15 protein-coding genes are annotated in these 17,222 nt (G+C 38.5%); all 15 read right to left on the bottom strand.

The features are described from left to right. Nucleotides 1–4: 4 nt before the first annotated feature. Nucleotides 5–2,302 carry a dynamin family protein gene (locus NBH14_RS21885; RefSeq protein WP_186961118.1) on the bottom strand — a complete coding sequence of 766 codons (2,298 nt, stop codon included), beginning with the start codon at nucleotides 2,300–2,302 and terminating at the stop codon, nucleotides 5–7. Further along, entirely contained in the window at nucleotides 2,299–3,585 is a 1,287-nt protein-coding gene (locus NBH14_RS21880) for a dynamin family protein (RefSeq protein ID WP_186961119.1), read from the bottom strand. Before NBH14_RS21880 ends, NBH14_RS21885 begins: the two co-directional genes overlap by 4 nt. A 29-nt stretch (nucleotides 3,586–3,614) precedes the next feature. Next, nucleotides 3,615–3,893 carry a hypothetical protein gene (locus NBH14_RS21875; protein ID WP_186961120.1) on the bottom strand — a complete coding sequence of 93 codons (279 nt, stop codon included), beginning with the start codon at nucleotides 3,891–3,893 and terminating at the stop codon, nucleotides 3,615–3,617. Further along, complete coding sequence (locus NBH14_RS21870) at nucleotides 3,886–4,452, bottom strand: sigma-70 family RNA polymerase sigma factor (RefSeq protein ID WP_186961121.1); 567 nt, start codon at nucleotides 4,450–4,452, stop codon at nucleotides 3,886–3,888. Before NBH14_RS21870 ends, NBH14_RS21875 begins: the two co-directional genes overlap by 8 nt. Before the next feature lie 156 nt (nucleotides 4,453–4,608). Beyond that, on the bottom strand, nucleotides 4,609–5,376 hold the full coding sequence (locus tag NBH14_RS21865) for a LytR/AlgR family response regulator transcription factor (RefSeq protein ID WP_186961122.1): 768 nt from the start codon (nucleotides 5,374–5,376) through the stop codon (nucleotides 4,609–4,611). Continuing rightward, nucleotides 5,373–7,421: a tetratricopeptide repeat-containing sensor histidine kinase gene (locus tag NBH14_RS21860; RefSeq protein WP_186961123.1), complete on the bottom strand. Its 2,049-nt coding sequence runs from the start codon at nucleotides 7,419–7,421 to the stop codon at nucleotides 5,373–5,375. The genes NBH14_RS21865 and NBH14_RS21860 overlap by 4 nt, the downstream gene beginning before the upstream one ends. 198 nt (nucleotides 7,422–7,619) lie before the next feature. Then, nucleotides 7,620–9,008 carry a phosphoglucosamine mutase gene (gene glmM / locus NBH14_RS21855; RefSeq protein ID WP_128133715.1) on the bottom strand — a complete coding sequence of 463 codons (1,389 nt, stop codon included), beginning with the start codon at nucleotides 9,006–9,008 and terminating at the stop codon, nucleotides 7,620–7,622. A gap of 12 nt (nucleotides 9,009–9,020) precedes the next feature. After that, nucleotides 9,021–9,605 carry a BamK family beta-barrel-assembly machinery protein gene (gene bamK, locus NBH14_RS21850; RefSeq protein WP_186961124.1) on the bottom strand — a complete coding sequence of 195 codons (585 nt, stop codon included), beginning with the start codon at nucleotides 9,603–9,605 and terminating at the stop codon, nucleotides 9,021–9,023. A 55-nt stretch (nucleotides 9,606–9,660) separates the two neighbouring features. Further along, nucleotides 9,661–10,710: a DHH family phosphoesterase gene (locus NBH14_RS21845; RefSeq protein WP_048315739.1), complete on the bottom strand. Its 1,050-nt coding sequence runs from the start codon at nucleotides 10,708–10,710 to the stop codon at nucleotides 9,661–9,663. Nucleotides 10,711–10,755: 45 nt separating this feature from the next. Continuing rightward, the gene (locus tag NBH14_RS21840; RefSeq protein WP_186961125.1) at nucleotides 10,756–12,033 is read right to left on the bottom strand and encodes a ComEC/Rec2 family competence protein; all 1,278 of its coding nucleotides are present in this window, start codon (nucleotides 12,031–12,033) and stop codon (nucleotides 10,756–10,758) included. A gap of 34 nt (nucleotides 12,034–12,067) precedes the next feature. Next, nucleotides 12,068–12,718, bottom strand: a complete 651-nt coding sequence (gene rpe / locus NBH14_RS21835; protein WP_010802573.1) for a ribulose-phosphate 3-epimerase — start codon at nucleotides 12,716–12,718, stop codon at nucleotides 12,068–12,070. 75 nt (nucleotides 12,719–12,793) lie between these two features. Continuing rightward, nucleotides 12,794–12,970 (bottom strand): hypothetical protein, encoded by a 177-nt coding sequence (locus NBH14_RS21830; RefSeq protein ID WP_186961126.1) that lies wholly within the window; start codon nucleotides 12,968–12,970, stop codon nucleotides 12,794–12,796. 82 nt (nucleotides 12,971–13,052) lie between these two features. After that, nucleotides 13,053–13,646: an RNA polymerase sigma factor gene (locus NBH14_RS21825; RefSeq protein ID WP_007658568.1), complete on the bottom strand. Its 594-nt coding sequence runs from the start codon at nucleotides 13,644–13,646 to the stop codon at nucleotides 13,053–13,055. Between the two features lie 202 nt (nucleotides 13,647–13,848). Then, complete coding sequence (locus NBH14_RS21820) at nucleotides 13,849–15,447, bottom strand: OmpP1/FadL family transporter (RefSeq protein ID WP_186961127.1); 1,599 nt, start codon at nucleotides 15,445–15,447, stop codon at nucleotides 13,849–13,851. Between the two features lie 83 nt (nucleotides 15,448–15,530). Next, the gene (locus NBH14_RS21815) at nucleotides 15,531–16,862 is read right to left on the bottom strand and encodes a hypothetical protein (RefSeq protein ID WP_250817757.1); all 1,332 of its coding nucleotides are present in this window, start codon (nucleotides 16,860–16,862) and stop codon (nucleotides 15,531–15,533) included. Between the last annotated feature and the right edge of the window lie 360 nt (nucleotides 16,863–17,222).

Genomic DNA, 17,222 nt, shown 5'->3' with positions numbered 1-17,222 from the left:
TATTTTAAAATTTTATAAGTTTATTGACTCTATCAATTATACTTTGCATCCACTTAAGATTCTCCTGTTGTTCTATTATTGCTTCAGCTGTAGTATTAGCTTCATTAATTGATATTTGAAGCTCATTTAACTTCTGTTCAAGAACTAGATTAATGTCTAAAAGTATTTGATTTAATGACAACTTTATACGACTCGTTTCATTTTTGACATGTTTCAATGATTCTATCTTAGCTTCATCAAGTTGCAGTTGGATCGGCTCAAAATAACTACTAACAACTTCCGACATATTGACATATTCAACATATTTAGTAACCCACTCTCTTACAATTTTGTCTCGATATTTTGTTTCATATCGTACAGACCCCCATTGACTAGGTTTCCAAAACCAGTTAATCTTCTTTTCTTGGTATGACTCCCTGATCGTTTTATTTCTAAATTGACCTTCATCTTCTTTCTTTATTTTTTCAGCCAGCAGGTCTGACAAATCTGTTAATTCTTCCGCAACAAAATTCAACGGATTTATACTCAACGCATTGTCATTAAAGACAATTCCTAGGTCCTTAATATATGACTTATATTGATCTATAATGATATTACAAAGACGAATAAAAGTATTATTGAGAATTGTTTCAATACGCACATTTAATTGATTAAGAATAGCATCACTTTCATTCTGAATTTCCTTAATTTGTTTTTCTGCTTCAGATTTCAGCACCTTTGAACTATTGTTATATCTAAAAATAATTTTATTGATTTTGGCCACAAGGGACAACAGACACATATCCACCTCATTTTCAACATCTTTCATCAAATCAATTTTATCAATCATTGCTGCTAGAACCTGTGCAGATTGCCCCATTTGAATCTTGTTTCTTATCTCTCTAATAGCCAGATCAAGTTCCTCTTTCTTTGCTGAATTTTGCCGAATCTCTTCTTGAATAGCTGCTATAGCCGCTAACTCTGTCAAACGATCATTAAAAGCTTGAACAAGATCATAAACTTTGATTGTCCGAGCATATTTGTTTATATATTGTCCAATAGCTTTTTCTATTGATACAATTCCACTATGAATCTCTATTTTAGTATCATCATCTGCCACTTTTAGGTCGTCTTCAAACTTAAGCCTAACCACATGAGGAAGATGCGAATAATGATAATATGATTCAAAATGAAAAGAATCATATTTTCTAATTTTACGCTTGAAATTATCAAGTGCAAATGGCTCTTCATCTTCGGAACGAAGTTCCAAAGCTACTAACGAAGAAACAGGAAAAATATTCGGCTCATAAATTTTTCTAGACTCAAGATCCACCTTGGCTGATTTTAAAGCTTTCTCGATGCAATCGAGTCCGTCGTCTTTAGGATTAGGTTTAAAATCGTCCATCTTATTCATTACAAAGATAAATCTTTCTCTGGATTGTTTCCCTCCCGAATTCATACATTGGCAGACAAAATCAAGCAATTCTTTCTCATCTGTTATACCCAGTGCTTGACCATTCATTACAAACAATACGAGCGATTTATCCGAATCTGAAAGCATTTTGTAAGTTAATGTTTTATGACGCTCGTCACGCGCATTGTTTGGGCCAGGAGTATCTACAAGTACTAACTTCATACCAACGGAATCAACACAAGGAATACGTCCATGAATTTCAATGCTTGAAACCCTCTCATCATCATTCCATTCTTTCATTACATCTAAAGAAACATCTTCATTTCGAAAAATTTCTTTTCCAAATGCATCAAAAGCAATGGCTAGAAAGCTATTTTGATCTGTATCAATAATTTTTACAATAGTTGCCGTAGTAGCTTCCATTTTAGCAGGCATTAATTGCTTGCCTAAAAGGGCGTTAATAAGAGTTGATTTCCCCGAACTCATTGTTGCAATTACATTAATTTCAAATTCTTGGTTCTTCGCTTTTTCGAATGCTGCAATTATTGATTCATCACGAAGTGCATCTACCTTACCTTTTTTAATTTCTTCGAAAATCTTATCAACATCTGCTTCAACATCAGCTACATCTGGTGTACAGTGATGATTAAACACTGCAACCTCAACTTTTTTACTCTGTGACTTAAAAGCTATTTTCAAGTCATCAAAATCTGCTTGAGTCCCTGTAAAATCTACTTCATAATTCTTATCAGAATATTCACTAACAAGAATATCAGGCAAATTACCAGCCCATTCTTGTAATCTAAGTTTACCAAAGTTCAAAGAACTATTGGCTTTAGGCTTCTTGTTATCTATCAATATCTCTGTAGATATCAAAAACGGATTGTACTTTATTTCAATCTTCTTCATTGTAAAAATTTAATTAGTTTTTCCAAAACAAATATTCCCGTATGATCCAATATTGATTTCTGTTTGCTAAAATTGTATTTAGTATAGTTCTCAAGAAAATAATACTTCCTAGAAAACTTAACTTTCAAAATATCTAATTCAAATAATTCATCATCATCCAAAAAAGACGCTTTTAGATACAGTTTGATCATTAAAGCGCCAAAAGCTGACAAAGGAACAATTAATGGTTCATGATGTTTCTTATCATTTAAAACTTTCTCAAAATCATTAAGCATTTTCTTTATAGAATCATTTTGTTGTTTAAATCTATCAAGCTGATTTAAAACAAATATTATAGGTTTATGAGTATGTTGAATCGTATAGTCAAGTAATTCACTTTCATCATTGGTTGCAAAATATTGACCGTTTGCCACAAAAATAATTGCATCATAATCATTACCACAAATCACTTGTTTTGTTATTTCTCCATGACTAATATCTTTACTATAATTGGCACCAGGAGTATCAATTATACAAATCCGTTCTGAAGAAAGATAAGAGTCAAAATGCAATCCTGCAGACATAAAATAATCACTATTTACAAACTCAATATCATTACTATAAACAAACTTATTATCACCTATATTTACTATTAATCCATCCTCATATGGTTTGTTATAAATGTAACAAAGATGACTAGTACAAGCTGTTGTTTTAATTCTGTTGATACGATATCCGACAAGTGCATTAATAAGTGTAGATTTACCTGCACTCATAGTCGCAACAACAAGAATCTTCTTCAATGGTTTCGCATGGAATTTAATATCTAAATATCTATGTTGTTGAAGAGAACAGGGAATACTGCTACCACTTGCAAAAAACAATTCACCTTGAAAATACTTATAATTTTCTGTTAAAATACCTCTTGTAAAAAAACCATTAACTTTATCTAAGAGAAAAGTATATGTACAAATAGTTAATCTTGAGTCTAAAGTAGAGGCTAAATAAAAACAATCAAAAACAAATGATTGCCTCATTAGAGAGAAATGTATCTCGTCACTTTCTCTATAGAGAGCAGTCTTTATATAAACCCAATCAAAAGTATAATTCCACGATGTCTTTGGTACATATCCTAAAATTGAATAAGCCCAAACTTCAAATAATAATTTTGCACGATTGTTAGAGCTGGAGATGTAACACATAAACTCCCCAAGCCCCATAACATACTGAATATTAAAAGGTTTATCAAATCTCTTGATTGGGTGATCAGAGATACTAAATGTATGCGTTAAAAATCGCTCCATTTTTTTTCTTTATTAGTCAACGTGAGTTTTTATTTTATATTATTAACTTGATCTTCATTGAATTTTCGCTTAAGTTCATTAAACTGCTCCATTCTATTTAATGACTCTTCAATAACTTTCAATTCAAAGTATTCATCCTCTAGTAATAAATCAGAACTATTTCTTATATCGGATATAATATCCATAACCTCTATTATATCTTCATTATTAACAGCATCACCTATAATTAAACACTCCAATGGAGTAGCATTACTATCAATATACGCTGCTAACATCTCATCTGAAATATTATTATATAATTCAGCCATAATACTCCTCCTTTCTACCCATAACGTTTTTTAACTGCATAAGTGCCCTACGATGAATATTATATAAATTATCAACAGTTATTTTCATTTCTTCCGCTAATGACTCCGGATGTACTTCTTTTAAATCCAACGCTTCAATAACCTTGCGGTATCTTTCATTAGGCATTTTCTTTAATGCGTTACAAACATCCATCTTGCAATCAATGAACATAGTTACATTGGCTATTTTATCCATTTCTTTGTTTAGAGTCTCGCTTGATTTATTTTCTATTAGTTCACGTTTCTTTTTTTGAAAGAAACGCACTGCTACAACACTTGTCCATGTCATAAGCTTACTCCTATAATCAAATTGACGAACTTTGTACCAGTCTTGATCAGCCATGTATAAGTATAATTCACTAATTAATTCCTTTTTATCTATATTTCCATCAAATATATTTTGTAGGATATAAATAAAAAGTGCAGAGCATTTCTTTAGAAAGAAATACTCAATTACAACTTTGTTATTAGCAAGAATGCCATCAACAATCTGTTTGTCCGTATATTGTTCTAAGTCCATTGCTCTATAAAATTCATGTAGACCATATATGTCTAAAGACAAATATATTTAATAAAGAGATATTTCAGTTTCCCCAAATATGTCATCAACGATTATCTAATATATAATTATGATAAGCGATACCAATTCGCTCATAAACACACTAATTTTAATATTTCATAATATTTCTAATACATCTCTTAGTCTTCTGTAATATCTTTGTGAGACATTCAATTCCATATCCGTAAATGGCGGATATAATTCGCATTTCAGCGTCACATTTTCAATCGAACACAAATAATCAAGATTAACAATATAATCTTGACTAATCTGCACAAAAGAAGGATTGATTCCCAGCAAATCTTTAGCTGTCGTGCCCATGCGAAGTTTATAGAGTTTGCGATCAGCAGCAAGCATCATTTGCCAGCAACGTAATTCCCTTAAATATTGGAACAAAAGAATTTCCTCACACTTTACAAAAACTAGCCCGGATATAGTTTGAACCGCAAACTTACTACGAATAAGCAGCTTGCGTAATGACTGTTCAATATTCACCTTCTCATCTTTGGCAACATGAGCACGGAGACGGTTTATCAAATCGTCTAGCTCTTTCAACTTATAAGGCTTCAACAAATAATCGAAAGCAGACGCATGGATCGCATCCAACAAATATTTATCATAAGCGGTATAAAAAACTATATGCATATCCGGATGAATATCCGACTGTATACGGCTTAAAAGTTCCAGACCAGTCATACCCGGCATTTCAACATCAATGAAAAGCAGGTCCGGTTGCAAACGGACTATCTCGCGGGCTGCATTATCCGGAGATGTACACGTTGCTACGACACGTATCTCCGGGAAACGTGATAAATCGCTTTCTAAACATTTGATACAAGACGGTTCGTCATCGACGATGACTGTAGTAATTTCATTCGCATTCATAAAGCAAAGTTGTAATTAAGTGGGACAATTAATGAGACACTGGTTCCGTGCTGTTTCTCAGAGGCAGAATACAGGTCTCTGATGGAAAATTGCATTTTACGGATATTGTGAGTATTCAACAAATCGGTTGTACGGTATAGTATTTTTAAACCCTGGCCGGTACTTCTCTCATCCCGGACATGTGCACCGGGATGGTAACCGATGCCGTTATCTTCTATCGATACGTGAAGCGCCTCGTCTTCAACAAAGACAGATATGATGATGCACGGATTCAAAGATTCTGCATTAAAAGCATATTTTACAGCATTCTCAACCGGTATCTGGATAGACATCGAAGGGACTAACGTTTCCATAGATACACCAGAAGATACATTCCACTCCACCCGGATACATTCCGGATCACCCAGCATCTTCAACTTCAGGTAATTCTTTACAAAACCAATTTCTTTTTCCAACGGAACCGCCAGTTGTTCGGAAGAAAGCAAATCACCCCTCAATACGTCAATCAGCAAATTTACCGGTTCGGAAAGTTCTTCATAACGGCGGAAAATAGGCATTACTGAATTCAGTACATTAAATATATAATGTGGGGCAATACGATTTCTGACAACAGCCATACGCAATTGGGTGATAGTGGCTATTTGCTGTTTATAGCGAAGCTCTTTCTTCCGGCGGATATAGAACAGCGCACATACCATTAATAAGACAACAATAATTAATCCCAGTCCGGCAATCCATGCAAGCCACATCCATTGCTGTGCCTTAGCTTCAGTCTGCGTAATCATGATATCTTTCTTCAAAAGAGTCGTATCCTGTCGATAACGAAATTCGGTCTCACGGATACTGTTCTCAATCTTCATATTCCGCAAAGAATCGCCACAAAGATCCGCCTGGTTCCTGTAATAATACGCTTGGGCAAAATCTTTCTTTTTACGATATAATTCCTCCAACCGTGTGTTATGATAATACTGGTACTGAAGGTCCGTATGAAGCGTATCATAAGGTCGATTCAATCGTCGGGCGGCTTCCGGCAAATCATTTTCCTGCAAAGCCAAAGAGGCGAACAATCCATCCATATAAAACTTTATGCCGGGTTGCTGCAATGCTGATTCTCCGAAAAAGGCAACTGAGCGTTCCAGATAATAACGGGCGGAATCCGGCTGTTCCTTCAACAAATATATTTCACCGATATTCCCTTCTACTATCCCCCGATAAATCGGTTGGGGAAAGTTTGCCACAATCGCATTTGCCCGCTGAAACCAGACTAATGCATTATCATATTCTTTGGTTACATAATAATAGTTTCCTCTGGAATTAGCAAAATAGTACTTTTCATAGTCGCTTCCTCCATCCCAATATTGTTCTGCTTCCCGAAAATAAGAATCAGATAACGGATAGTTCTCCAGTTCCTGATACAATTTTGCCAATCCGGAGTAAATCGGATAATTCATCTTATCACCGACACCCAAAGAATCAGAAAGAAACAATGCTTTACGGTAATGATAACCCGCCCAGCCATAATCACCCTGATGCTGATAGCAATCAGCCATATTAATATAGACATTTATCGCAGGCAAACGTCCAAAATCGTTTGCCTGCGATAATGCTTCAGAAGCATTATCCAAACAGACAATAGCAGAGTCCCATTGATTCATATCCTGAAAGAAAACACCCCGGCTATTATAGGCATCTGCCGATAATTTCAGCAGGCGATCCTCTTTTTCCGGTTGTTTTTCAACAAAGTGTAAGATCCGATCATTCAATAAGAATGCAGAATCAACCTGATTACTGAAATAATAACAACGGGAGATCGTTTGATCCAGATTATAATAGTTTATGCTATCCGATACGTTTTCCTGATCAGTCCTTAATTTAGAAATAACAGCTAACGGGCTTACAGCCAAAGAGTCCCTATAAAAAGAAAGCAAAGAATCAATCCTGCTCGTTTCAGCATCTTTTACAGATGTTTTCTGAAACGAACATCCCAATAATATACTAAACAGGATAACAAATACCCCACATGGCGTTAACTGTTGTTTTTCCATACTTACCTTCCCTTTTTAACAAAGGACATAAATTATTATGACATTTACAATCGTTCAAAACCATTTTAACGTATAAACTTTGATTATCACGATTAAATACCCTATTTAAGCAGACAAACGCCAAATCCGTAAAGTATATATACAAAAAGAGGATGCTCTTTTGAAGCATCCTCTCTCACTTATTATATGTATAGAATTTTACTTACACATCTCATTAATCACCGCAATCAACTCGCCGCCGATTTCTTCAGCTTCTTTCATTGTGTGAGCTTCGGAATAGATACGGATGATCGGTTCGGTATTACTTTTACGGAGGTGAACCCATTTGTCAGGGAAGTCGATCTTTACACCGTCGATATCAGTGATATCATACTGAGCAAATTTTTCTTTCACCTTAGCCAGGATTGCATCCACATCGATCTCCGGAGTCAGCTGTACTTTCTGCTTGGAGATAAAATACGGAGGATAGCTGGCACGTAATTCGCTTGTTTTCATTTTCTTCTTTGCCAGATGAGTTAGGAACAAGGCAATGCCTACCAAGGCATCACGACCGTAATGGCTGGCCGGATAGATCACACCACCGTTACCTTCACCACCAATCACAGCGTTTGTCGCTTTCATCTTAGTAACAACGTTTACTTCACCTACCGCAGCTGCATTATATTCGCAACCATGAGCACGGGTCACATCACGTAACGCACGGCTTGAACTCAGGTTACTTACCGTATTACCCGGCGTATGACTCAATATATAATCGGCTACTGCCACCAATGTGTACTCTTCACCGAACATTTCACCGTCTTCGCAGATAATAGCCAAACGGTCTACGTCCGGATCAACAACAAAACCGACATCCGCTTTAGCATGTTTCATCAGGTCAGAAATCTCTGTCAGGTTTTCAGGTATAGGTTCCGGATTATGAGAGAAATTTCCGTGAGGTGCACAATGCAGTTTAAAGATTTCCTTCACACCCAAAGCATAAAGTAAATCCGGCAAAACAATACCACCCACTGAGTTTACAGCATCAATAGCCACCCGGAAGTTAGCCGCTTTAATCGCTTCTACATCCACCAGGTCAAGATTAAGTACACTCTCGATATGTTTCTGTTTATATGTATCGTCAACGATCACTTTTCCCAAATGATCCACATCGGCAAATTCAAAACTTTCAGAAGCTGCAATATCCAAAACTTCAGCACCTTCGGCTGCATTCAGGAATTCACCTTTTTCGTTCAACAACTTCAAGGCATTCCACTGTTTCGGATTATGGCTGGCAGTCAGGATAATACCACCGCAAGCGCCTTCCATAGCAACGGCTAATTCAGTAGTCGGGGTTGTAGCCAGGTCGATATCGACCACATCAAATCCCATACCGGTAAGCGTACCCAAAACCACCTGTTTTACCATCGGGCCGGAGATACGGGCATCACGTCCTACTACGATTTTGTTTGTTGTAACTGTCGTGTTTTTTCTGATGAAGGTAGCATAAGCTGCCACAAACTTCACAATGGCTAACGGATTCAATCCGTCTTCCGGTGCTCCGCCTATTGTACCGCGAATACCGGAAATAGATTTAATTAGAGTCATAAGTATGTTAGATTATTTTTCGAATGTATATTTTACTTTGCTAAAATAGACTGGACGATAATTACTTTGGAAATAACTACCCATTCTCTTAAATGGAACGATCATTTTGACAGTCGCCCCTTCTCCCACATGGTATAAAGCAGTAGCCAACCCTTCGCCTACAAATAAATCCGGATCATAACTTCTGTTATCCCCCGAATAGACATTATAACCGAATATAAATTCTGTAGGGAATCCATAAATATTATTATACCTGGAAGATAAATTATCAACCATCATTTGTGCAGTATCCGTATCCATGATGTTATTAGCTATGAAACGACATAAAACACGGGTCGTGCCCAATACTGCCCGATTTCCATTACCTGAGTCAATCACATTCAGATACACATCATTATCCAACTTCACAAATTCATTTTCCTTAAAAACACCATCTGACGGATAGTGCTTAAGAATTTTAAATCCTTCATGATCAATCAACCGATCAATCGCTTTCCTCTCGTCCTTCAAGTGCTCAGTGTACGACTTCGTCTTATCGCATGACACCACCATCAGGGCTGCACACAAAATCATCAGGATACAAAAACCTTTCTTCATCTGTTATTCTTTAATGTATAAATGAGCGACAAATGTAAATAATATCTGCCATATCTCAGGCAAGTTTCTCTATTTCTTCTGTTTTATTAGGATTAAATTCTTTTAATCCCTTCTCAAACGTAGCTACAGCATCCTCTAAAGAGCCGAAAAACTCTCCCCCCGATGCATTTTTATGACCACCGCCATTAAAATACTGACAAGCAAACTGATTGCAAGGGAAATCACCTACCGACCGGAGAGATACTTTAATGTAATCCCTATCTTCACGGATAAAAACACTAAAAGTAACTCCTTCGATGCTCAACGGCATATTAACAAAGCCTTCCGTATCACCTGTTTTGTAATGGAACCGGTCCAGTTCCTCCTTTGAAAGAGTTATCAAAGCCGCATGATGTTCCGGATAAATCTTCATCTTTTCATACAAAACATATCCCTGCATCCGTAGCCGAGATTCGGAATATACCTGGAATACTTTACGATATATCAGATCTTTGTCTATACCTTTCTTTATCAACTCACTGACAATCGTGTAAATCTCCGGTTTATTGGAGTTATAAGTAAAAGAGCCTGTATCCGTCATCATCCCGGTATAAATACATGCCGCCGCTTCTTTACTCATTAGGTCGAACATTCCCATCCGGCAGATAAAACGGAAAATCATCTCACTTGTTGATGACATTTCCGGATACGACATCGTTACACGGCAAAAGTCAGCCGGATTCAAGTGATGATCGATCATCACCTTACGCCCTTCCGATGCAATAACCGCAGGCGCCAGTTTCTCTATGCGTTTGGGTTCATTAAAGTCCAGACAGAAGATCACATCTGCATCATGGATCAGCTGTTCCGCAAAATCTGGATACTTTTCATGTATCACAATATCTTTCGCCCCCGGCATCCATCTGTAAAATGACGGAAATTCATTCGGGACTATAACCGTTACATTGTCTTTACCGTAAGTAGTAAGGAAATGGTACAACCCCAAAGAAGAACCGAGAGCGTCACCATCAGGAGTAACGTGGGTTACAATAACAAAACTTTCGCCTTTCTCTACGTATTTCTTGGCTTTCTGAATTTTCTCTTCGTGAATGATTTTTGTAATCATATATTATCGTTGTTTACAGTGACAAAGGTACTACTTTTTTACGTTCTATGCAGTAAAAAAACGTTCAATAAGCAAATCAAACAATATAAATAACAATAGAAGCAAGCCGGCAAAAAGGACTCCCGGACGCCTGGTCTTCGTAAATAACAAGAAGGAAAGAATGGAACCATACCCCAATATAGTCAATAGTAAATCGATACGCCCGTAAAAGACCGCCTCCTCTACACGGCTAAAAGCATCGACAATCCAAAACAATGTATGCGTTAGCTTTTCTACGAATAATTGTAATAATCCGTAACCCGGAATGCCTACAGGAAGCAATAACCAGATCAGTCCGGCCGGAATAAGAAAGGTAGCCAGAAACGTCAAAGGTAAATTGGTACACAGGAAAACCAACGAGAACTGCCGGAAATAATACAAACACAGCAAGGTTGTCCCAACTTGGGCAGCCAATGTCACCGTGATCCATCCCCAGGGTATCGCAATAACCGGATTCCTCACTACGATAAGATTTTGCAGACGAGGTTGCAGATATAAAATAGACAATACAGCCAGATAACTCAGTTGAAAACCGATATCAAACAGATATAACGGATTGAACACCAACATACAGAAAGCCGCAGCAGCCAACGTATTATAACCGTCAGTCATCCGCCTGAGTACCCTCCCCGTGAGATAAAGCGTCAGCATCAAACCGGCCCGTACAGCCGATGCTGCCAGTCCGGTAATAACCACAAACCCCCAAAGCAGACAAAGCATCAACAGGTATCCCAGCCAACTGTAAAAACTATTCTTTGGCAAAAAAGAAAACAGCAAAGAAAGGAATCCGCAAACAACAGCCACATGAAAACCGCTTACTGCCAGCAAATGAGCGACTCCCGTAACAGAAAAACGCCTCCTCACCTCGCGATCCATCTCCTTACGATAGCCAAGGGTAATAGTTGTCAACACCGACTTTTCCTCTTTTGACAAATTCAGTCGCTCAAAAGGCTCCAGCAAACGTTCCTGTCCTTTCCCACCCAGTTCCATTAAAAGCGATACTTCACTACTATCTCCCCTCTCCTGCCAATAAGCTGTCCGCTGTATGGAAAGACTAAGTAATAAAGACAGAAACACCGCGCCCCAAACCCAGCGCAATTCATAATTATCACCTCCGGACTCTACCTTTGGGACCAGATAAGAAAACGCTACAATCAATAATGGGATGATGATTAACAACAACAAGACAAGGCTGCAATCAAAGAAGGCTTGCAACAAGATTCCGGTTATCCATATGAAAAGCGGCCTGATAAACGGCCGCTTTTGTATTTCTTTTATTATCATACAAAGGTCGGTTTTGGTTGGTTATCTATCTTCTCTACATTTCTTTCAATTCTTTTATCGTTCGTATTGGATCAGGAGAACTGAAAACAAAGCTACCGGCAACCAGCACATCGGCACCGGCCTCCAGCAAACGCTTCCCGGTTTCCAGATTCACACCACCGTCCACTTCTATTAAGGTATCCAACCCTTTTGCCCGGATCATTTCTTTTAAACGGGCCGTTTTATTGACCGAATGTTCAATAAAACGTTGTCCGCCGAAACCGGGATTGACCGACATCAGCAATACCATATCAAGGTCCTGGATAATATCTTCCAGCAGACTGATCGGTGTATGCGGATTTAAGGTAACGCCCGCTTTCATGCCGGCCTCCTTTATCGCACCGATAGTACGATGCAAATGGGTACAAGCCTCATAATGAACATTCATCATATAGGCACCAGCCTCAGCAACCTCTTTGACAAACTTCTGGGGTTCGACGATCATCAGATGTACATCCATCGGCTTCTTCAGGATGGGCTTTACCGCATCCAGCACCGGAAAACCGAATGAGATATTCGGAACGAAAACACCATCCATAATATCCATATGCAACCAGTCCGCCTCACTGTTATTTATCATTTCGACCTCTTTTTGCAGGTTCAGAAAATCGGCTGCCAGCAAAGAAGGAGCAATCTTATGTTTCATAATTTCAAGTCTTTTGTGCAAAGGTACAAAAAAAGAAAGAGAACACTGCGCAAGTGTCCTCTTTCCTTTAATTTCTTAGTTCATCACATAACCACCGAATTCCGGTTGCAACGCAGGTTCCACATGGTAACTCCGTGCAAACTGAGACAGGAAATCAAGCGTTTGTCTGCTTGGTGTACTCTTCTTCTCGTTCCGGTTCTTTTTAGTTTTATCCTTCAATTCATCCATACATTGAGTAGAAAATCTCTTCATAGGCATCCCCTTTTTAATCGTTTGATAATAAAACGGGAGAATTTTCTACTTATTATATGAACCGAAGAATATTTTTATCTGATTATGCCATAGACAACTCAATACGGTTCTCATCTGCCATACGGCGCATGTTCAGGATAGCATAACGCATACGTCCCAATGCCGTATTAATGCTGACACCGGTGATATCGGCAATTTCTTTAAAGCTCAGATCCTGGTAATAACGCATTTCCAGTACTTCACGCTGGCTGTCGGGTAAATGTTTCACCAACTTCTTCACATCCGACAAAACCTGGTGGCGCACGATGTTATCTTCAATCGTTCCGTCACAAAGTTTAATATTATTGAATAGATCCACTTCTACCTCATCGTTGGACACAGTATTCTCACTGCGTTCCTGACGGAAGTTATCAATGATCAGATTATGTGCAATACGTGTAATCCAGGCTTTAAACTTACCGTTTTCGGTATAACGGCCCTGTTTAATAGTCATAATCACCTTAACAAAAGTCTCCTGAAAGATATCTTCTGTTAACTCTTTATTGCGGACTATAAAGTAAATGTAGGAATGGATACTGCTCTTATGACGGTTCAACAACACATCAAACGCAGTATTATCACCTTGCGCATAAAGGACGACCAGTTCTTCGTCGGTCATCGATTTTAAAGTCTTCATTACTTCTATGTTTTATAGTTTCTTTGAGTAATGTTTATGCTATAGGCAATGAGGTTTTAAATGTTAGACAATTTTGTTTTCGAAAACAAAAGAACAAAAAGTATTTTAAACAGACAAATATTTCTGTTATTTTTATACAAAAATGTCCCCTGCCTGTACGTTTTATGTACAAACAGGGGACATTTGGTAACAAACTATATTTTTAGAACTTATACCCCAAAGTTAAAGCAACCTGCGTTGTTTTTGTCTTTAATGAGGCTGGATCGGATTTAACAACTACCGAACCGTCCGGATTAAAAGTACTCGGAAAAGCATAAGCATCTTCTTTATATTCACGATAGACACAAGCTAAGTCTGCATAAAAACTTGGAGTAAAACGATAACCGACTCCTACCGAATAAGAATTCATGCCCTTATCGACTGTATAATTAGGAATGGTTCCCGCAACGTCTACGGCATTTATGTAATATTCTCCTGTCTTCGGATTTATAGCTGCTATTCCATCCTTTACATGCTGTTTCATAGGAGATGTTCTCCATAAAGTACCTGCCCGAACAGAAAACTGAGGAGTCACTTTATATTCCGCACCCACTTTTAAAGTACCGGACATACCAAAGTCACTTTTTATACCTTCTGTTTGTATCATATCATAACCATCCACATCACTCAGATTCATCCTCTTATAATTCGTAAGCTCATAATCTGCACTGATCAGGAAGTTTTGGCCCACACCCGCCACACTGAATATCCAACGATCAGGAGTTCGAAGACGATATTCTCCCGCCTGATAGTCAGGAGTTTCTTTCACTTTCCCCTCTACATCATCTATTACAACTTGTGCCGAGCCATGAAAATAATCGGTCATTTTATACCAGGTTGGAGAGTTATAAGCAATTCCCACACGCAAGAAATCCACCGGACGAACTATTGCGCCGATATTAAAAGCATAACCAGTTCCATCAGTCGATAATCCGTTATCCAACCACAACAAATCTTTTACAGTAAAATCTTCTTGGTACTTTGTTGTCAGATTATAATCCATATCAGTTATAGCAACAGTTGCCCCCAAAAAGAAACGATCAGAAATATTGGTAGCAAATGAAATATTATACTGCCCAATCGAGCCTTTTTCATTCACTAATAAATCAACATTTTGAGGACTATAAGCAGCACCCGGTGCCCCAAATGCCGAATGATAAGCATCCCCACCAGAAGTATTCGGTTTGAAAAAACCGGCCTCATAACCTAATACGGAAAGCCAATAGTTGTCTGCATCAAAATACGGATCAAACTTTCCACTGACAAGCGTCAAATCTTTTTCCGGTGTCCCATGCGCCATATCAGCTGCATAGTCTGCCACCGAAAAAGGCTGGGCTCCGTTCATCCGGTAAGAACGGTTAAAACTTTTTACCCGATTATAAGAGAGACCGATATTCCAACCGACAATTCCTTCATCATTGCCCGTCGGAAAATAACCGACATAAGCGATATTATCAAAATTGAACTTTGTCTTGCTCTCATCTGCCTTCGAACCGTTCCAATTTGTATTGGCTTTGATAGAAGAAAGACTTATCGTAGTTACCACTTCCGAACTACGATATATCCCTAACCCTGCCGGATTAGTAGACATAGACGATATATCACCACCCAATGCACCAAAAGCCCCACTCATACCCAAATAACGGGCAGTTCCGTTCAAGTCAGTCTGAGACATAGTGTATGCATTCATCTCACCTTGTGCATATGCAATACCACCGGCAAGAAAAAATGCCGATACAAATAAGCACGCTATTCTTTTCATCGTTTCTGTTATTTCTTTAATATCCTAATTTATGTAAGGGCACGAAATTATATCGGCCCTTACATTATTATATACTCACATTTTTATCTGCGTCCGCCGGAACGTCCGCCACCGCCACCACCGCTTGAACGGCTACTGCTTCCGCTACTTCCGCTACTGTAAGAGCCGGAACTGCGGCTACTACTGCTACTTCTTGACGGTGCAGAATAGGTACTCTGACTTCTGGTTGTGGCAGGACTACTATTATATCTTGTAGAACTGCTTCTTGTTGTCGGAGCTGACTGTATTCCTGAAGAACGTGTAGATGAACTACCTATGCCGCTTGAACTACTACGGGTAGAAGGCCGTGTACGAACTGTTGCTTCTGACTGCACCCGGTTTGAAGTCGTCCCTCTGCTTGAACGAATGCTACTTGCAGCCCCCCTTGTCGATGAAGAAGTGGAAGGACGTGAATAACGATCCGAACTCGTCCGGTTAGAACTAGTACGATTACTTTCACTTCTTAAAGAAGTTGCCCGGTTTGAATTTCGGTAAGAAGATGATCTATTGGAAGAACTATAGCGACTGGAAGAACTTCTTCCTGCGGAATAACGAGCAGACGTCGAACGCCCCGGAGATCTATAATTATACGGACTGGCATAATGGTGGTGATGGTGTCCCCAATAACCTCCATAATATCCGCCGTAATAACCACCCCAGTAACCCGGGCTGTAATAACCCCATGACGGACCGTACCAAGGACTGCTCCAACCGGCGTAGAAGCCACCCCAGCCCCAACCGAATCCCCAACGGGGACCATACCAGGAAGAGTACCAGGGATTGTAACTATAATACCAGGGATCATACCAGCCGGAATACCACGGAGAGTATCCCCAACTATTACCCATGTTTATATTTACATTCACATTGGCATTACCGTCCGAGTAATCGGTATCATAACCATAACTGTAATATCCGTCACTCAGATACAGATCGACTTGGTCTGCACCGGCTATCGTGATCTTACTCGGTGAATGATAACGTACGATACGTTCGGTATATTCATTATCCGAACGGCGTTCCGCTTTCTTCGTTACTTTCTGATTGTTATCAGGTAACTCTTCGATATAAGTACCGTCCGCTTCATCCAGGTCCTCATCATAAGGTTCCTCAACGTCAACAGATGTATATCGACGATTATATTCATCCACATCTCTATCTTTATCAAACGCCGGATGTGAATCCGAAGCCGATGCCAATACAATTGCAGATGAAGACTCCGTTGCATTTTCTTTTTTGGGCTGTATAACCTTCTCTTCTGTTTTTTCTTTCTTTTTTTCTTTACTTGAAGAGAAATACACATCATCAAAGAACTCCTCCTGGGCTGCGGCACTGAAGCCGACCAGAAGCATCACCACTAAAGATGTTAATTTCATGGGTTTCATATTCGTTTCTCCTCTACATTAATATATTTATTCTACTGTTTAGACTACATATCCGTTGCCGGGTTTAAGATCATATCCTTAAATAAGAATAAAAACTACGCATTCTATTTACAAATATAACGCGTTCCCAATAAGTTACAAGCGTTTATATATACTTTAACTATAAAAAACAACTTATTCTGAAACAATGCTACAAAATAGGAATCACAGACAACAAGAAATAACCAATCTGTATAAAAGCACATGGTTTATATACTTAGTAGATGCAACAAGAGACACAAACGCTGCAAAACCGATTCCGAATCAATGATAAAAATACATCCTTGGTAAAATCTGTTTCATACTAATGGA

The sequence above is a fragment of the Parabacteroides caecihominis genome, assembly GCF_023656785.1.
In the GTDB taxonomy this organism is placed as follows: Bacteria; Bacteroidota; Bacteroidia; order Bacteroidales; family Tannerellaceae; genus Parabacteroides; species Parabacteroides segnis.
Note: the sequence above shows the minus strand (reverse complement) of the source record. Positions and strands in the feature narration are given on the sequence as shown.